The organism is Streptomyces sp. BYX5S, from assembly GCF_054724165.1.
This window is the reverse complement of record NZ_CM138829.1, coordinates 7,648,976-7,664,169: the sequence shown is the minus strand read 5'-3', so window position 1 is coordinate 7,664,169 and position 15,194 is coordinate 7,648,976. Positions and strand designations below refer to the sequence as shown.

Below are 15,194 nucleotides of genomic sequence, written 5' to 3'. Positions count from 1 at the left end.
GTTCGGGGCCCATCGGGCCCCCGGTGACGGGGCCAGGGTAACGGTTGACCGATACTGGAACGCATGGCTTACGACGATCTTCGCTCCCTGCTCAGGGCTCTGGAGCGCGAAGGCGACCTGAAGCGCATCAAGGCCGAGGTCGACCCGTATCTGGAGGTCGGTGAGATCGTCGACCGGGTGAACAAGGCCGGCGGCCCCGCCCTCCTCTTCGAGAACGTGAAGGGCGCGTCGATGCCCCTCGCGATGAACGTCTACGGCACGGACCGCCGCCTGCTCAAGGCGCTCGGCCTGAAGTCGTACAACGACATCAGCGACAAGATCGGCGGCCTGCTGAAGCCGGAGCTGCCGCAGGGGTTCGTCGGCATCCGCGAGGCGTTCGGCAAGCTCGGCGCGATGACCCACGTACCGCCGAAGAAGGTGAAGTCGGACGCCGCCCCCGTGCAGGAGGTCGTGCTGCGCGGCGACGAGGTCGACCTGGAGCAGCTTCCGGCGCTGTTCACGTGGCCCGAGGACGGCGGCTCCTTCTTCAACCTGGGCCTGACCCACACCAAGGACCCGGACACGGGCGTCCGCAACCTCGGCCTGTACCGCCTCCAGCGCCACGACAAGCGCACCATCGGCATGCACTGGCAGATCCACAAGGACAGCCGCAACCACTACCAGGTGGCCGCCAAGCGCGGCGAGAAGCTCCCGGTCGCCATCGCCTTCGGCTGCCCGCCCGCCGTCACGTACGCGTCGACGGCGCCGCTGCCCGGGGACATGGACGAGTACATGCTCGCCGGGTTCCTCCAGGGCAAGCGCGTCGAGATGGTCGACTGCAAGACGGTGCCGCTCCAGGTTCCGGCGCAGGCCGAGGTCGTCATCGAGGGCTGGCTGGAGCCGGGCGAGATGCTCCCCGAGGGCCCCTTCGGCGACCACACCGGTTTCTACACGCCGCAGGAGCCGTTCCCGGCGCTGACCATCGACTGCGTGACGATGCGCAAGCGGCCGCTGCTCCAGTCGATCGTGGTCGGCCGCCCGCCGACGGAGGACGGCCCGCTGGGCCGCGCCACCGAGCGCTTCTTCCTGCCGCTGCTCAAGGTGATCGTCCCCGACATCGTGGACTACCACCTGCCCGAGTCCGGCGGCTTCCACAACTGCGCGATCGTCTCGATCGACAAGAAGTACCCGAAGCACGCGCAGAAGGTGATGTCCGCGATCTGGGGCGCCCACATGATGTCGCTGACCAAGCTCATCGTGGTGGTCGACTCCGATTGCGACGTCCACGACCTTCATGAAGTCTCGTGGCGGGCCCTCGGCAACACCGACTACGCCCGCGACCTGATGATCACCGAGGGCCCGGTCGACCACCTCGACCACGCCTCCTACCAGCAGTTCTGGGGCGGCAAGGCGGGCATCGACGCGACGAAGAAGCTGCCCGAGGAGGGCTACACGCGGGACGGAGGCTGGCCCGAGATGGTCGTCTCCGACCCCCGGACGGCGGCCCTGGTGGACCGCCGTTGGAAGGAGTACGGACTCAAGTGAGCAGCGCCTCAGCAGCACTCCCGCAGCAGCCGGGACGGACCAAGGCCTTCCTGCGCCTGGTCATGATCGAGCACTCGGTCTTCGCGCTGCCCTTCGCGTACATCGCGTCCCTGACCGCGATGTTCGAGCTGGACAAGAACATCCATTGGGGCCGGCTGCTCCTGGTCACGATCTGCATGGTGGGCCTGCGGACGTTCGCGATGGCGGCGAACCGGATCATCGACCGCGAGATCGACGCCCGCAATCCGCGCACCAAGCACCGGGAACTCGTCACGGGCGCGGTCTCGGTGAAGTCGGCGTGGACGGGCGCGCTGATCGCCCTGGTCGTCTTCCTCGTCTCGGCCGCCCTGCTGAACCCGCTGTGCCTGGCCCTCGCCCCCATCGCGGTGATCCCGATGGTGGTCTACCCCTACGGCAAGCGGTTCACGAACTTCCCGCAGGCGATCCTCGGCCTCGCCCAGGCGATCGGCCCGATCGGCGCGTGGATCGCGATCACCGGCGAGTGGTCCTGGACGGCCGTCGTCCTCGGTCTCGCCGTCGGCATCTGGATCGGCGGCTTCGACCTGATCTACGCCTGCCAGGACGTGGAGACCGACCGCGAGGTCGGCGTGAAGTCGGTCCCGGCCCGCTTCGGCATCCCCGGCGCGATCTGGGGCGCCCGCGCCTGCCACACGATCACGACGGCCCTGTTCGTCTGGTACGCGCTGGCCACCGACGCCGGCGTCTTCTTCTGGATCGGCCTCGTGATCGTCGCGGGCGCCTTCCTCTACGAGCACACCATCGTCAAGCCCCACGACCTGTCCCGCCTCAACCGGGCCTTCTTCCAGGTCAACGGCTTCATCGGCATCGCGCTGTTCGTGTGCGCGCTGCTGGATCTGCTGGTGCGGGGGCTGACGGTCTAGCTCTCCGGGGCGTGGCGGCGGCGGAACACGAAGGCCGCCACCACGCCCGCGGCCAGGCCGATGAGGTGGCCCTGCCAGCTCACGCCGTCGTTCGTGGGGGACAGGCCCGCCAGGAACGACGTGCCCCAGTACGCGGCGATGAGCACGCCGGCCACGATGCCGAGCGGGCGGCGCTCCACGAAGCCGCTGAGGACGACGAAGGCGAACAGGCCGAATATCAGGCCCGACGCGCCCGCCGTGTTCGTATGGGCCGGCGCCACCAGCCAGACCCCGAGGCCGTCCGCCACGACGATCAGCGCGCAGGCCGAGAAGAACCGGCGCAGGCCGCCGAGCGCCGCGAAGAAGCCGAGGACCAGCAGCGGTATCGAGTTCGCCGCGACGTGGCCGAAGCCGAAGTGGATGAAGGACGCCGGCACCACGTCGATCAGCTCGGACGTCTCGCGCGGCTGGATGCCGAAGGTGTCCAGCGCGTTCCCCGACGCCGCGTCGACCACTTCCAGCAGCCACAGCAGCGCCACCCAGGCGAGCATCACCTTGCCCGCGGTGAACGCGCGCTCGCGTGTCGTACGGCGGCGCAGTGTCGCGCCGCCCATTGCGTCGTATGTCATCCCGGCCCCCGCCCGTCGTGGAGAGAACGCGCGACGCCCCTGCTCAAGTTCCCCTCCCCGCGCGCCGGATAGGCTCGTGGTGTGGAGCACGTCGAAGCAAGCAGCCGTAAGCCGTGGGTCGTCGGGGTGTCGGGAGCGTCCGGGACGCCGTACGCCGCTTCCGTGCTGCGGGCGCTGCTCGCGGCGGGCGAGGCCGTCGACCTCGTGGTCTCGCGGGCCTCGCGGCTCACGCTGCTCGACGAGACGGGCATCCCCTTCCGGGACGCGCACTGGCGCGAGGACCTGGGGGAGTGGCTGGCGCGCGGCGCCGACGGCAAGCCGGACGCGTTCGGCCCCTTCGACCTGGACGACGTGCGGTACTGGCCCGCCGGGGATCTCGCCGCCGGGCCGTCCTCGGGCTCGTACCCGGTCAAGGGCATGATCGTGGTGCCCGCGTCGACGGCGTGCGTGGCGGGCGTCGCGCTCGGGCTTTCGAAGGACCTGTTGCAGCGCGCGGCGAGCGTGACGCTCAAGGAACGGCGGCCGCTGATCGTCGCCGTACGGGAGACGCCGCTGAACGGGGGGACCCTCAAGCACCTGGTGACGCTGGACGAGGCGGGCGCCGTGGTGCTGCCCGCCTCGCCCGCGTTCTACGCGGGAGCCACGCACATCCAGGACCTGGTGGACTTCGTCGCGGGGCGGGCCCTCGACGCGGCGGGCGTGCCGCACACGCTGTACCGCCGGTGGGAGGGCGAGCTCCAGGGGGGTTCCCGTGAGCGTGAGTGAGACCCCGCTCAGCGCCCCTCCGGCGGCGACGGATCTTCGACGATCCGAGGTATGAACTTAAGATTTTGCGGGGCCAAGCCCTAGCGCGCCTTTGATTCTGCACATAAACTCGCGTCAACGCTGAACAATGAAAGGCATTGGACCTATGGACGCCGTGGACAGGCAGCTCATCCAGGCCCTGCGCGAGAACGGCCGCGCCTCGTATGCGGAGTTGGGCCGGCTCGTCGGTCTGTCGGGACCCAGCGTCACGGACCGCATCAACCGCCTCGAGGCGGCCGGTGTCATCACCGGCTACCGCGCCACCGTCGACTCCGCCTCGCTCGGACTCGGCGTCACCGCCCTGATCGGCATCTCCCTCTCCGACGCCGCGGACCACGAGGACGTCGCGCACCGTCTGCGCGACCTCCAGGAGATCGAGGACTGCTGGTTCATCGCGGGCGACGACTCGTACATGCTCAAGGTCCGCGCGGGCGACGTGGACAGCCTGGAGCGCACGATCCGGCGGCTCAGCGGCACCAAGGGCGTGTCCCGCACGCGCACCACCATCATTCTCTCCACGAAGTGGGAGAACCGGGTCGGAGAGCTCCCCGAAGAGGTGTGACGGGCCGGGGCCGGGCCCTGAAAGGGGCTTGTCGGTGCGACGGCGTACGGTTGGGACCGGTCTTTGAGCGAGGAGAGGTACGGGCTAATGGACGCAGGGCTCAAGCGCGAGCTGGAGCAGAAGGTCAGGGACGGTGAGCGGCTGTCCCGCGAGGACGGCATCGCGCTCTACGAGTCGGACGACCTCGCCTGGCTCGGCGGCCTCGCCCATGAGGTGCGTACGCGGAAGAACGGCGACGTCGTCCACTTCAACGTGAACCGTCACCTGAACATGACGAACGTGTGCACCGCCTCCTGCGCGTACTGCTCCTTCCAGCGCAAGCCCGGCGAGAAGGACGCCTACACGATGCGCATCGAGGAGGCGGTCAAGCTCGCCAAGGCGATGGAGTCGGAGAACCTGACGGAGCTCCACATCGTCAACGGCCTGCACCCGAACCTGCCGTGGCGCTACTACCCGCGTTCGCTCAAGGCCCTCAAGGAGGCGCTGCCGAACGTCGGGCTGAAGGCCTTCACGGCCACCGAGATCCACCACTTCGAGAAGATCTCGGGGATGAGCGCGTCCGAGATCCTCGACGAGCTGATCGAGGCGGGTCTGGAGTCGCTGACCGGCGGCGGCGCCGAGATCTTCGACTGGGAGATCCGCCAGCACATCGTCGACCACGACACCCACTGGGAGGACTGGTCGCGGATCCACCGGCTCGCGCACGAGAAGGGCCTCAAGACCCCTTCGACCATGCTGTACGGGCACATCGAGGAGCCCCGGCACCGGGTCGACCACGTGCTGCGGCTGCGTGAGCTCCAGGACGAGACCGGCGGTTTCCAGGTCTTCATCCCGCTGCGCTACCAGCACGACTTCGTCGACATGAAGGACGGCAAGGTCCGCAACCGGCTCCAGGAGCGGACGACCATGGCCACCGGCGCGGAGGCCCTGAAGACCTTCGCCGTGTCGCGACTGCTGTTCGACAACGTGCCGCACGTGAAGTGCTTCTGGGTGATGCACGGGCTGCACACGACGCAGCTCGCGCTCCAGCACGGGGCGGACGACATGGACGGGTCGGTCGTCGAGTACAAGATCACGCATGACGCGGACAACTACGGGACGCCGAACAAGCTGACGCGTGAGGATCTGCTGGATCTGATCCGCGATGCGGGGTTCCGGCCGGTGGAGCGGAATACGCGGTACGAGGTCATTCGGGAGTACGAGGGGGCGGATCCGGGGCGGCGGGATGAGCCGCAGCCGATGCGAGTCTGATTCCTGACGGGTCCCGGTGGTGCCGGGGCCCGTTTCCCGTTGCGGCCCCCTGCCCCCCGGCCACGGGGCTCCGCCCCGAACCCCGCTGCTCAATCGCCGCAGGGGCTGGAAAGTCCGGGGGCTTGAGTGCCGCGGGGGATGGACTACCAAGCCTCGCCGGCGTTTGAGGCGGGCGGTGCCGGTGGTGCGGTCGCGGGGCTCTGTCCCGGACCCCGCTGCTCAATCGCCGCAGGGGCTGGAAAGTCCGGGGCTGCGCCCCGGCTCCGGCGGCTTGAGCGCCGCGGGGGGTGGTCTACCAAGCCTCGCCGGCGTTTGAGGCGGGCGGTGCCGGTGGGACCGGTGTGGGGCCTAAGTGAGGGGGAGCAGCATGTGGATGTCGTCGCGGTCGTCCCCGGGGGCCACCCGGATCGCTCCGGGAACGCGGCCGACCTCCTTGTAGCCGCACGCCGCGTAAAAGGCGTCCGCCCCCGTACCGCCACGGCACGTGAGACGCAGCGCCTCGATGCCGTCGAAGGTGCGGGCCGCGTCCGCCGCGGCCGACATCAGGGCACGGCCGTACCCCTTGCCCTGGTGGCCGGGGTGGACCATCACCGTGTACAGCCACAGATGGTGCTTCATCAGCCGGTGCTGGTTGTACGTGAGGAAGGCCGACGCCGCGACCCGTCCGCGCTCGTCGCGGCCCACCAGGAGCCGGGTCCGGCCCGCGGCGAGATCCGCGAGGCGCTTGACCAGTTCGGGACGTATGTCGTCGGGCGTGACCGGCGGGACGAAGCCGACCGCGCCGCCCGCGTTCGTGACGTCCGACCACAGCGCGAGCAGTCCGTCGCGCAGGGCGGGATCCATCGAGGGGTCGAGTTCGAACGTCAGGGGGGTCGTGGTGCGCATGGGGCCGAGGGTAACCAGACGTGAGGTCGTGACGTTCGGACGTCCGGATCGGGACCTTCGCCCGTAGGGACGGGGTAAGCGACGGGCGTAGCTTGTGAATGTATTCACGAGCGGACATCGCACCGCAGGGTGCGGAACGGAAGAAGGCAACGGCCATGGCTCTCCACGCATCGGACAGTCCCGCCCGACACGGCGCCACGGGCGCCCCGCGCCGCCACGCCGGCAGCCAGGACGACGTCGTCGTCCGCGCACCCGCCGCCCGCGGCATCCTCGCCGCGTCCCGCGTGCTCGTCGGCTTCTACTTCCTGTGGGCCTTCCTGGACAAGACCTTCGGTTTCGGGAAGTCGACGCCGTCCAGCGGCAGCTGGATCAACGGCGGCAGCCCCACCGAGGGCTTCCTGCTGCACGGAACCACCGGTCCCTTCGCCCACATGTTTGACTCCGTGGCCGGGGCCTGGTGGCTCGACATGATCTTCATGCTGGGGCTGCTCGGCATCGGCCTCGCCATGATCCTCGGCATCGGCATGCGGATCGCCGCCGTCGGCGGAACGCTGATGATGGCCCTCATGTGGCTCGTCACGCTGTGGCCCGACACCAACCCGTTCATGGACGACCACTGGATGATCGCCCTCGTCCTGCTGATCACCGCGGCGACCGGCGCGGGCCGCTACTTCGGCTTCGGCGGAGTCTGGGCGCAACTGCCCGCCGTCCGGAAGAACCGCTGGCTGATCTGACGGCCGGGACTCCACGCGCCCCCGCCGGAAACGAGCGCCCCTCCCCGTGCTTCACTGGAGGGGCGCTCGTCCTGTAAGGGCACCATTTCGGAACGGAAGAGTGGATTGACATGCTCCGCTACACGCTGATGCGGCTCGGGATCTTCGTGGGCTGCTTCCTCGTCGTCTGGGGTCTCGTCGCCACTGGCATCGTGCCCAGCGGTATCGGCGGCTCCTACTGGCTGTGGATCGCCCTGCTCGGCCTGGTGATCTCCGCCCCCATCAGCTACATCGTGCTGCGCGGTGAGCGCGACCGCGCCTCCGAGAAGGTCGTGGCGCGCGTCGACCGCGCGAAGGCGAACATGGCGGCCAACCGCTCCATGGAGGACGACGCGGACGACGCCGCCCGCTCCCGCGCCCACACGCAGGGCGCGTAAGTTACCTCACACGCTCACGGCGACCCCGGCACCGGACAGGTGCCGGGGTCGCCTGCGTTTTCAAGGTAAATGGGGCTTAAGGGGGATAGAAGCTCCACTCCAGTCCCAAAGAAGCCCTTTGATGTTCCCAAAGCTCCGGTGTTAACGTTCCTGTCATGAAGGCATCAGAAGCGCACCAGAAGGCCACGGGCGTCCCGCTCGTGGAGCGCCTGCATGTCGATCTCTGCCGCTGCATGTCCGCGGCGTGTCGCGCCTGATCGCGAAATTCCGAAGTACTGCAGCGGCGTTCGTTGACCGGATCCGAGGATCCAGCGGTCGCCGCTCCCGCACGTTGCCCCGAACCCCGCGCGTCCTCACTGGAGTGCCTCCGTGTCCGCGAACACCCCCACGGCCGAACAGAAGTCCGGCTTCCGCATACCCAAGATCCCGTTCTGGGCGCAGATCCTGGGCGGTCTCGTCCTCGGTGTGCTGCTCGGCTGGCTGGCCCGCAGCCAGGACATCTCCTGGCTCGTCACCACGCTCCAGAAGGTCGGCGACACCTTCATCCAGCTCCTGAAGCTGGCCGTCGCCCCGCTGGTCTTCTTCGCGATCCTGGTGTCGATCACCAACCTCCGCAAGGTCAACAACGCCGCCCGGCTCGCCTCGCGCACGCTGATCTGGTTCATGATCACGTCGCTGATCGCGGTCGTCATCGGCCTCGCTATCGGCCTGCTCACCAACCCGGGCGCCGGCACCGGCCTCACCCCGAAGGACGGCGCCAAGCCCGACCACGCGGGCTCCTGGATCGACTTCCTCACCGGCATCATCCCGACGGACATCATCACGCCGTTCACCGAGCTGAACGTGCTCCAGATCGTCTTCATGGCCGCCGTCGCCGGTATCGCCATCCTCAAGGTCGGCGAGAAGGCCCAGCCGATCCTCACGCTCTCCGAGTCCGTCCTGGAACTCCTCCAGAAGGCCCTGTGGTGGGTCATCAAGCTGGCCCCCCTCGGCACCGTCGGCCTCATCGGCAACGCCATCGCCACGTACGGCTGGGACCTCATCAGCAAGTACGCGACGTTCACCGCCGACATCTACATCGGCTGCGCCCTGGTCCTCTTCGGCGTCTACCCGCTGCTGCTGTCGACGGTCGGCAAGCTCAACCCGCTCCAGTTCTTCAAGGGCGCCTGGCCCGCGATCCAGCTCGCCTTCGTCTCCCGCTCCTCCGTCGGCACCATGCCGCTCACCCAGCGGGTCACCGAGCGCCTCGGCGTCCCGAAGGAGTACGCCTCCTTCTCCGTGCCGTTCGGCTCGACGACCAAGATGGACGGCTGCGCCTCGATCTACCCGGCGATCGCCGCGATCTTCGTCGCGCAGATCTTCGGCATCGACCTGAACGTCGGCGACTACCTGCTCATCGCCTTCGTCTCGGTCATCGGCTCCGCCGCCACCGCCGGCCTCACGGGCGCCACGGTCATGCTGACGCTGACCCTGTCGACCCTCGGCCTGCCGATGGAGGGCGTCGGCCTGCTCCTCGCGATCGACCCGATCCTGGACATGATGCGGACGGCGACGAACGTCGCAGGTCAGGCGCTCGTACCGGTGATCGTCTCCGCCCGCGAGAAGATCCTCGACCGCGAGGCCTACGACAACGCGACGTCCTCCCCGGTGGACGAGCCGCAGGAGGTCGCCGTCCAGGCCGCCGCCTGACGTCCCCCGGCTCGTCCCGCACCACACGAAGTCCCGCCTCCCGGCCCGCCGGGGGCGGGACTTCGTGCGTCGTGACGTCGTACGCCGTGACCGCTCGCGACGGGAGGCCGGACCCGGCTGCGTAGGCTGATGCGGGCAGAGTGTGCGAGGGAAGGTGGCTGGGGTGGGTGGCGACGGGCGGTCCGGGGCCGCGGTGCGGCAGGGCGGGGGTTCCCCCGCGCGGGCGAAGCCGAAGGCGCGGGGGAGGATGCCGCGGGCCGAGCGGGAGCGGCAGATGCTGGACGCCGCGGTGCGGGTGTTCGGGAAGCGGGGCTACCGGGCCGCGTCGATGGACGAGATCGCCGAACTGGCGGGCGTCTCCAAGCCGTTGGTGTATCTGTACCTGAACTCGAAGGAAGACCTCTTCAGCGCGTGCATCCGGCGCGAGTGCCAGGCGCTCGTCGCCGCGGTACGGGCGGGCGTGCGCACCGATGTGGCCGCCGACCGGCAGCTGTGGGAGGGCCTGACCGCGTTCTTCGCGCACACCGCCGAGCGGCCCGACGGCTGGGCGGTGCTGCACAGCCAGGCGCGCTCGGGCGGGGACCCGTTCGTGGCGGAGGTCGTCGCGATGCGCGAGGAGATCGTGGCGTTCGTGACGCATCTGATCGCCGAGGCCGCCCGCGAGGCGCACGACAACCCGGAGCTCGCCGAGCGGGAGGTCGCGGGCCTCGCGCAGGCCCTCGTGGGCGCGGCGGAGGCGCTGGCCGGCTGGGCGAACGAGGACGCGTCCGTGTCCGCGAAGGAGGCCGCCACGACGATGATGAACTTCGCGTGGTCGGGCCTCGGCAACCTGATGGACGGGCGGCGCTGGCCGGCCCGTTAGCCCGTCAGCCCGCTCGTCCGCTAGTCGGCCAGCCCGTGCACCTCGCCGGTGAGGTGGGTGCGGGAGCCGTCCGCCGAGCGGAGTTCGAAGGCGGGGCCCTGGGCCGCGTACGCCACCTCGCCCGGCAGCAGCACCGGTGCCTTGAAGCGGGCCTGTACGTGGACGGGGCCGTGCGCCTTGTACTCCGCGAGGCAGCGGGCCACGGTCCACATGCCGTGGGCGATGGCGCGCGGGAAGCCGAAGAGGCGGGCCGTGAGCGGGTGCAGGTGGATGGGGTTGCGGTCGCCGGAGGCGGCGGCGTAGCGGCGGCCGAGGTCGTCGCCGAGACGCCAGCGGGCGAGTTCCGGCAGCGGTTCGGTGGCGGGTTCGGGGGACGGCTCGGCGGGCGGGGCCGTCGTGGTGGTGTCCGGCGTCCGGTGCCGGGCGAGGTACGTGCTGGTCGACTGCCACACCGGGGCGCCCTCGGCGTGCAGTTCGGTGACGACGACGGCCTCCGTGCCGCGCCGGTGCGGCTGGAACTCCCGTACGTGAACGCCGAGTTCGTACGTCTCCGTGGGCGCGAGGTCGCGTTGCTGCGTGATCGCGATGGAGGTGTGGACGAGGCCGAGCACCGGGAGCGGGAAGGTGCGGTCCGACATCAGCCGCATGGCCAGCGGGAAGCCGAGGACGTGCGGATACGTGACGGGCAGCTCCGGCCGCCCGGTCGCGAAGCCGCAGGCGCGTTCGTAGGCGGTGAGGTGGTGCTGGATGAGGGGGAGGCCGGGGACGGTGAGGCGGGTGCCGTCCGGGGTGGGGGCCGGGTGGGAGCGGGGGCGCTTGAGGGGGGAGAGGGCGGCGCCGCGGAGCATGAGGGGGAGGAGGGTGGGGGTGCGGTCGAGGGCGACGGTGCGGGTCATTGTGGTCCTCGGGAGGGGTTGCGGTGCGGGTGTCGTGCTTGCGGGAGTGGTGCTCACGGCCTCGGGGCTCCGCCCCGGCCCCCGCGCCTCAATCGCCGGCGAGGCTGTCTGTGGGTGGCCCATTTGGAGCCCCTGCGGCGATTGAGCAGCGGGGTCCGGGGCGGAGCCCCGAGGGGTTCGCCCCGGAGGGGTTACGCGCCGAGGAGTGACTGCCCGCACACCCTGACCACCTGCCCGTTCACCGCCCCGGACCCCGGCGACGCGAACCACGACGTCGTCTCCGCCACGTCCACCGGAAGCCCGCCCTGCCCGAGGGAGTTCATCCGCCGCCCCGCCTCCCGGATGAACAACGGAACCGCCGCCGTCATCTTCGTCTCGATGAACCCCGGCGCCACCGCGTTCACCGTCACCCCGTGCTCCGCCGCGGCCCGCGGCGCGAGCGACCGTACGAGTCCGACGATGCCCGCCTTGCTGGCCGCGTAGTTGGTCTGACCGGCGTTGCCCGCGATCCCGGCGATGGACGCGGTGGCCACGATCGACCCGCCGCGCCGCACGGCCCCGGCCTTCAGCAGCGTGTCCGTCGTGCGCAGCACGCTCGCGAGGTTGACCTCCAGGACCGAACTCCACCGCTCGGCGGGCATGTTGGCCAGGCGCCGGTCACGGGTGATGCCCGCGTTGTGCACGAGCACGTCGAGGCCGTCGGGCGCGAACTCCGCGATCCGCTCGCCCGCGTCCCGCGCCGTGATGTCGAGCGGCAGCGCCCGCCCGCCGAGCCGCTGCGCGACCTTCGCCAAGTCGGCCTCGGCGGACGGCACATCGAGCAGGACGACCTCGGCCCCGTCCCGTACGAGGGTCTCGGCGACGGCCTCGCCGATGCCGCGAGCGGCGCCGGTGACGAGCGCGGTGCGCCCGGCGAGCGGCCGGTCCCAGTCGGCGGGAGGCGTCGACCCGTCGCTGCCGCCGCCGACGTGGATCACCTGTCCGCTCACGTACGCCGACTTCGGCGACAGCAGGAAGCGCAGCGTCGACTCGGCGCCGCCCACCGGCCCCGCGACCCGCACCAGGTTCACGGTGCGGCCGCGGCCGATCTCCTTGCCGAGTGAGCGCACGAACCCTTCGAGGCCCTGCTGGACCGCCGCCTGGTGGTGGTCCTCCGGCGACGGCGGCGCACCGAGGACGACGACCCGTCCGCCGGACGCGAGGGAGCGGACGACCGGGTGCAGCGCGGCGTGCACCTCGGCGAGCGTGTCGAGGCCGGTGACGGCGGTGGCGTCGACGACGGCGGCGGCGGGCCGTACGTCCGGCGCGGCGCTCGTCACGACGTCGAGTCCGGTGCCGGCGAGGAGCTTCGCGAGGTCCTCGCGGTGCGCGGAGTCACCGGCGGTGAGGTGCAGCAACCGCCCTTCCAGGCGCGGGCGTTCGGTGCTGTAGCGGTGCAGCGGCGCGGGCTGCGGCAGCCCGAGTCGGCGGGTCAGGAAGCGGCCGGGGGCCGTGCCGGTGAAGTTCAGATAGCGATCGGCCATTGCTCAGCTCCCTGCTCGGTCGTAAATTTACTAATGAGTAAGGTTACTCAATGGTCAGGACTTGTCGAGAGCTCAGGAGCTGCCGAAGATGGCGCGAACCCCGAAGGGCCCTGCCGCCCCCGTCCTAGGAAACGCCCCGAGGCGCGTCGCCGTCGTCGCCGGCAGCCGCATCCCGTTCGCGCGCTCCGACGGCCCGTACGCGACCGCCTCCAACCAGGAGATGCTGACCGCCGCGCTCGACGGCCTCGTCGGCCGCCACAACCTCTACGAGCCCGGTGCCGTCGGCGAGTTCGTGGCGGGCGCCGTGCTCAAGCACAGCCGCGACTTCAACCTCGCGCGCGAGACCGTGCTCGGCTCGATGCTGGACGCGCGCACCCCCGCGTACGACATCCAGCAGGCCTGCGGCACCGGCCTCCAGGCCGTGATCGTCGCCGCCAACAAGATCGCGCTCGGGCAGACGGAGAGCGCGATCGCGGGCGGCTCCGACACCGCGAGCGACGCGCCGCTCGGCGTCAACGACGAGCTGCGCAGGATCCTGCTGGAGGCGCGGCGGGCGAAGTCGGCGGGCGCCCGGCTCAAGGCGCTGGCCAGGATCCGGCCGGGGCACCTGGTCCCCGACATCCCGCGCAACGCCGAACCGCGCACCCACCTGTCCATGGGCGAGCACGCGGCCGTCACGGCGCGCGCGTGGGGCATCGCGCGCGAGGCGCAGGACGAGCTGGCGGCGACCAGCCACCAGCGGCTTGCGGCGGCGTACGACCGCGGTTTCCTGGACGAACTCGTCGTCCCGTACAAGGGACTTGAACGCGACCAGAACCTCCGTCCGGGCTCGACCGTCGAGAAACTCGCCACGCTCAAGCCGGTGTTCGGCGTCAAGGGCGACAACCCGACGATGACCGCGGGGAATTCGACGCCGCTGACGGACGGCGCGGCCGTGGTGCTGCTCGCGAGCGAGGAGTGGGCGAAGGCGCGGGGCCTCGAACCGCTGGCGTATCTGACCGCTTACGAGACGGCGGCGGTGGACTTCGTCGGCGGTGACGTCGCCGGGGGCGAGGGTGACGGGCTGCTCATGGCGCCCGCGCACGCGGTGCCGCGGATGCTGGAGCGGGCCGGGCTCGGGATGGAGGACTTCGACCTGGTCGAGGTGCACGAGGCGTTCGCCTCGCAGGTCCTGGCGACGCTCGCCGCGTGGGAGAAGGCGGGGCTCGCGGCGGTCGACCGGGACCGGTTGAACGTGGCGGGGTCGTCGCTCGCGACCGGGCATCCGTTCGCGGCGACCGGGGCGAGGATCGTGGCGACGCTGGCGAAGCTCCTCGCGGAGCGGGGCGGGTCCGGTCGCGGGCTGATCTCCGTCTGCGCCGCCGGCGGCCAGGGCGTCACCGCCATCCTCGAACGCGCCTGACCCGCCCGCCGCCTCGGGGCTCCGCCCCGGACCCCGCTGCTCAATCGCCGCAGGGGCTTGATATGGCTCGATCGCCGCCGAGGGTGAGGCGAATCAAGCCTCGCCGGCGTTTGAGGCGCGGGGTCCGGGGCGGAGCCCCGAGGCGGCGATCGGTCAGGGCGAGGAGGCGGGGTCCAGGCTCAGGACCGCCGCCTCGTCCGGGGACCCGGCGGGCGCCTGGTAGACGACCATGCGCTGACCCCCCGTACGGGCCAGTTGCATCACCTCGAACGTCAACGTCATCGCCCCGACCTCCGGATGATCGAACGACTTCGTCCCCCCACTGCGCTCGTGCACGTCGTACCGATCCCAGATCCGCGCGAAGTCCGGTGACTTCAACAGGAGTTCACCGACCAGCGCCGCCATCCGCGGATCATCCGCATCCGTCCCCCCGATCGCCCGCAGATGCGCCACCGACGCGGTCACCGTCTCCTCCCACGGCACGTACAGCGCCCGCCCGACCGGATGCAGGAACAGGTACCGGGTGATGTTGCGCTGCTCGGCGGGCAGGTCCCACAGGCCGGGCAGCAGCCGCCGCCCCGCCGGATTCGCGGCGAGCACGTAGTTGAAGCGGCTGACCACGTACGCCGGCAGCGGCCGCAGCGCCTCCAGCATCCGCAGCACCGATTCGCGCACCGTGTCGTCCGTGGTGGGCCGCGGCTCGGTGTGCCGCCCCGACGCCATCTCGGCGAGGTCGTGGAGCCGCTCGTGCGCGTCGCCGCGCAGCCGCAGCGCGTGGGCGATGGCGTCGATGACGGCGGGGGAGGGGTTGGTCTCGCGGCCCCGCTCCAGGCGGGTGTAGTAGTCGACGCTCACCCCGGCGAGCGTCGCCAGCTCCTCGCGGCGCAGTCCGGGCGTGCGCCGCAGCCCGGTGCCCGCGGGCAGGCCCACCTCGGCCGGTGTCACTTGCCCTCTGCGGGCCCGCAGGTAGCGGCCCAGTTCCGTGGTGTCAGCCATACGTGCATTGTCCACGGTTGTCGACGCGCCCTGGGGGGCCGTGTCAGGGCCAGGAACGCGGCACCCCGGTGGAGCGCGGCCTGCCACCTTTCGCGCGGCGGCCGCAGAGTTGACCTCGTTGCGGGTGGCCGGCGGGCCGG

General features: G+C 70.8%; 15 protein-coding genes. 10 read left to right on the top strand and 5 right to left on the bottom strand.

The window, feature by feature from the left end; genetic code table 11:
- Positions 1-63: 63 nt before the first annotated feature.
- Positions 64-1,524: a menaquinone biosynthesis decarboxylase gene (locus ACYBSK_RS34570; RefSeq protein WP_457481179.1), complete on the top strand. Its 1,461-nt coding sequence runs from the start codon at positions 64-66 to the stop codon at positions 1,522-1,524.
- Entirely contained in the window at positions 1,521-2,426 is a 906-nt protein-coding gene (mqnP, locus tag ACYBSK_RS34565; protein ID WP_460244442.1) for a menaquinone biosynthesis prenyltransferase MqnP, read from the top strand. The genes ACYBSK_RS34570 and mqnP overlap by 4 nt, the downstream gene beginning before the upstream one ends.
- On the opposite strand, the gene ACYBSK_RS34560 is transcribed toward mqnP, so the two are convergent.
- Positions 2,423-3,034 carry a rhomboid family intramembrane serine protease gene (locus ACYBSK_RS34560; RefSeq protein ID WP_460244441.1) on the bottom strand — a complete coding sequence of 204 codons (612 nt, stop codon included), beginning with the start codon at positions 3,032-3,034 and terminating at the stop codon, positions 2,423-2,425. The two genes, mqnP and ACYBSK_RS34560, sit on opposite strands and share 4 nt — an antisense overlap.
- 81 nt (positions 3,035-3,115) lie before the next feature.
- Between ACYBSK_RS34560 and ACYBSK_RS34555 the strand changes: the two genes are divergently transcribed.
- The 3 genes from ACYBSK_RS34555 (at position 3,116) to mqnE (ending at position 5,651) form a co-directional block, all read left to right on the top strand.
- A complete protein-coding gene (locus ACYBSK_RS34555) occupies positions 3,116-3,799 on the top strand; it encodes a UbiX family flavin prenyltransferase (protein ID WP_460244440.1) in 684 nt (227 codons plus the stop codon).
- A 145-nt stretch (positions 3,800-3,944) separates the two neighbouring features.
- On the top strand, positions 3,945-4,400 hold the full coding sequence (locus ACYBSK_RS34550; RefSeq protein WP_457481175.1) for an Lrp/AsnC family transcriptional regulator: 456 nt from the start codon (positions 3,945-3,947) through the stop codon (positions 4,398-4,400).
- A gap of 87 nt (positions 4,401-4,487) precedes the next feature.
- A complete protein-coding gene (gene mqnE / locus ACYBSK_RS34545) occupies positions 4,488-5,651 on the top strand; it encodes an aminofutalosine synthase MqnE (RefSeq protein ID WP_457481174.1) in 1,164 nt (387 codons plus the stop codon).
- Between the two features lie 348 nt (positions 5,652-5,999).
- Here the strand turns inward: mqnE and ACYBSK_RS34540 are convergent, their stop codons facing one another.
- Positions 6,000-6,536: a GNAT family N-acetyltransferase gene (locus tag ACYBSK_RS34540; RefSeq protein ID WP_460244439.1), complete on the bottom strand. Its 537-nt coding sequence runs from the start codon at positions 6,534-6,536 to the stop codon at positions 6,000-6,002.
- 155 nt (positions 6,537-6,691) lie between these two features.
- Between ACYBSK_RS34540 and ACYBSK_RS34535 the strand changes: the two genes are divergently transcribed.
- The 4 genes from ACYBSK_RS34535 (at position 6,692) to ACYBSK_RS34520 (ending at position 10,237) form a co-directional block, all read left to right on the top strand.
- Complete coding sequence (locus ACYBSK_RS34535; protein ID WP_460244438.1) at positions 6,692-7,270, top strand: DoxX family protein; 579 nt, start codon at positions 6,692-6,694, stop codon at positions 7,268-7,270.
- A gap of 110 nt (positions 7,271-7,380) precedes the next feature.
- Positions 7,381-7,686 (top strand): DUF4229 domain-containing protein, encoded by a 306-nt coding sequence (locus ACYBSK_RS34530; protein ID WP_457481171.1) that lies wholly within the window; start codon positions 7,381-7,383, stop codon positions 7,684-7,686.
- 369 nt (positions 7,687-8,055) lie between these two features.
- Complete coding sequence (locus ACYBSK_RS34525) at positions 8,056-9,375, top strand: dicarboxylate/amino acid:cation symporter (protein ID WP_457481170.1); 1,320 nt, start codon at positions 8,056-8,058, stop codon at positions 9,373-9,375.
- A 247-nt stretch (positions 9,376-9,622) separates the two neighbouring features.
- The gene (locus ACYBSK_RS34520; protein ID WP_457481955.1) at positions 9,623-10,237 is read left to right on the top strand and encodes a TetR/AcrR family transcriptional regulator; all 615 of its coding nucleotides are present in this window, start codon (positions 9,623-9,625) and stop codon (positions 10,235-10,237) included.
- A 20-nt stretch (positions 10,238-10,257) separates the two neighbouring features.
- On the opposite strand, the gene ACYBSK_RS34515 is transcribed toward ACYBSK_RS34520, so the two are convergent.
- Together ACYBSK_RS34515 and ACYBSK_RS34510 are read right to left on the bottom strand one after the other, a co-directional pair.
- A complete protein-coding gene (locus tag ACYBSK_RS34515) occupies positions 10,258-11,133 on the bottom strand; it encodes a MaoC/PaaZ C-terminal domain-containing protein (protein ID WP_457481169.1) in 876 nt (291 codons plus the stop codon).
- Between the two features lie 191 nt (positions 11,134-11,324).
- Entirely contained in the window at positions 11,325-12,656 is a 1,332-nt protein-coding gene (locus ACYBSK_RS34510) for a 3-oxoacyl-ACP reductase (protein WP_460244437.1), read from the bottom strand.
- Positions 12,657-12,744: 88 nt separating this feature from the next.
- Here ACYBSK_RS34510 and ACYBSK_RS34505 point away from each other — a divergent pair, with 88 nt between their 5' ends.
- Complete coding sequence (locus tag ACYBSK_RS34505; protein WP_460244436.1) at positions 12,745-14,058, top strand: acetyl-CoA C-acetyltransferase; 1,314 nt, start codon at positions 12,745-12,747, stop codon at positions 14,056-14,058.
- Between the two features lie 153 nt (positions 14,059-14,211).
- On the opposite strand, the gene ACYBSK_RS34500 is transcribed toward ACYBSK_RS34505, so the two are convergent.
- Positions 14,212-15,054 carry a helix-turn-helix domain-containing protein gene (locus tag ACYBSK_RS34500; RefSeq protein ID WP_457481166.1) on the bottom strand — a complete coding sequence of 281 codons (843 nt, stop codon included), beginning with the start codon at positions 15,052-15,054 and terminating at the stop codon, positions 14,212-14,214.
- Between the last annotated feature and the right edge of the window lie 140 nt (positions 15,055-15,194).

Bases quoted from the DNA above. Each gene is read 5' to 3' on its own strand.
- ACYBSK_RS34570 (WP_457481179.1), top strand. From the start codon at position 64: ATGGCTTACGACGATCTTCGCTCCCTGCTCAGGGCTCTGGAGCGCGAA.
- ACYBSK_RS34560 (WP_460244441.1), bottom strand. From the start codon at position 3,034: ATGACATACGACGCAATGGGCGGCGCGACACTGCGCCGCCGTACGACA.
- ACYBSK_RS34550 (WP_457481175.1), top strand. From the start codon at position 3,945: ATGGACGCCGTGGACAGGCAGCTCATCCAGGCCCTGCGCGAGAACGGC.
- mqnE (WP_457481174.1), top strand. From the start codon at position 4,488: ATGGACGCAGGGCTCAAGCGCGAGCTGGAGCAGAAGGTCAGGGACGGT.
- ACYBSK_RS34540 (WP_460244439.1), bottom strand. From the start codon at position 6,536: ATGCGCACCACGACCCCCCTGACGTTCGAACTCGACCCCTCGATGGAT.
- ACYBSK_RS34535 (WP_460244438.1), top strand. From the start codon at position 6,692: ATGGCTCTCCACGCATCGGACAGTCCCGCCCGACACGGCGCCACGGGC.
- ACYBSK_RS34530 (WP_457481171.1), top strand. From the start codon at position 7,381: ATGCTCCGCTACACGCTGATGCGGCTCGGGATCTTCGTGGGCTGCTTC.
- ACYBSK_RS34520 (WP_457481955.1), top strand. From the start codon at position 9,623: ATGCCGCGGGCCGAGCGGGAGCGGCAGATGCTGGACGCCGCGGTGCGG.
- ACYBSK_RS34515 (WP_457481169.1), bottom strand. From the start codon at position 11,133: ATGACCCGCACCGTCGCCCTCGACCGCACCCCCACCCTCCTCCCCCTC.
- ACYBSK_RS34510 (WP_460244437.1), bottom strand. From the start codon at position 12,656: ATGGCCGATCGCTATCTGAACTTCACCGGCACGGCCCCCGGCCGCTTC.
- ACYBSK_RS34505 (WP_460244436.1), top strand. From the start codon at position 12,745: ATGGCGCGAACCCCGAAGGGCCCTGCCGCCCCCGTCCTAGGAAACGCC.
- ACYBSK_RS34500 (WP_457481166.1), bottom strand. From the start codon at position 15,054: ATGGCTGACACCACGGAACTGGGCCGCTACCTGCGGGCCCGCAGAGGG.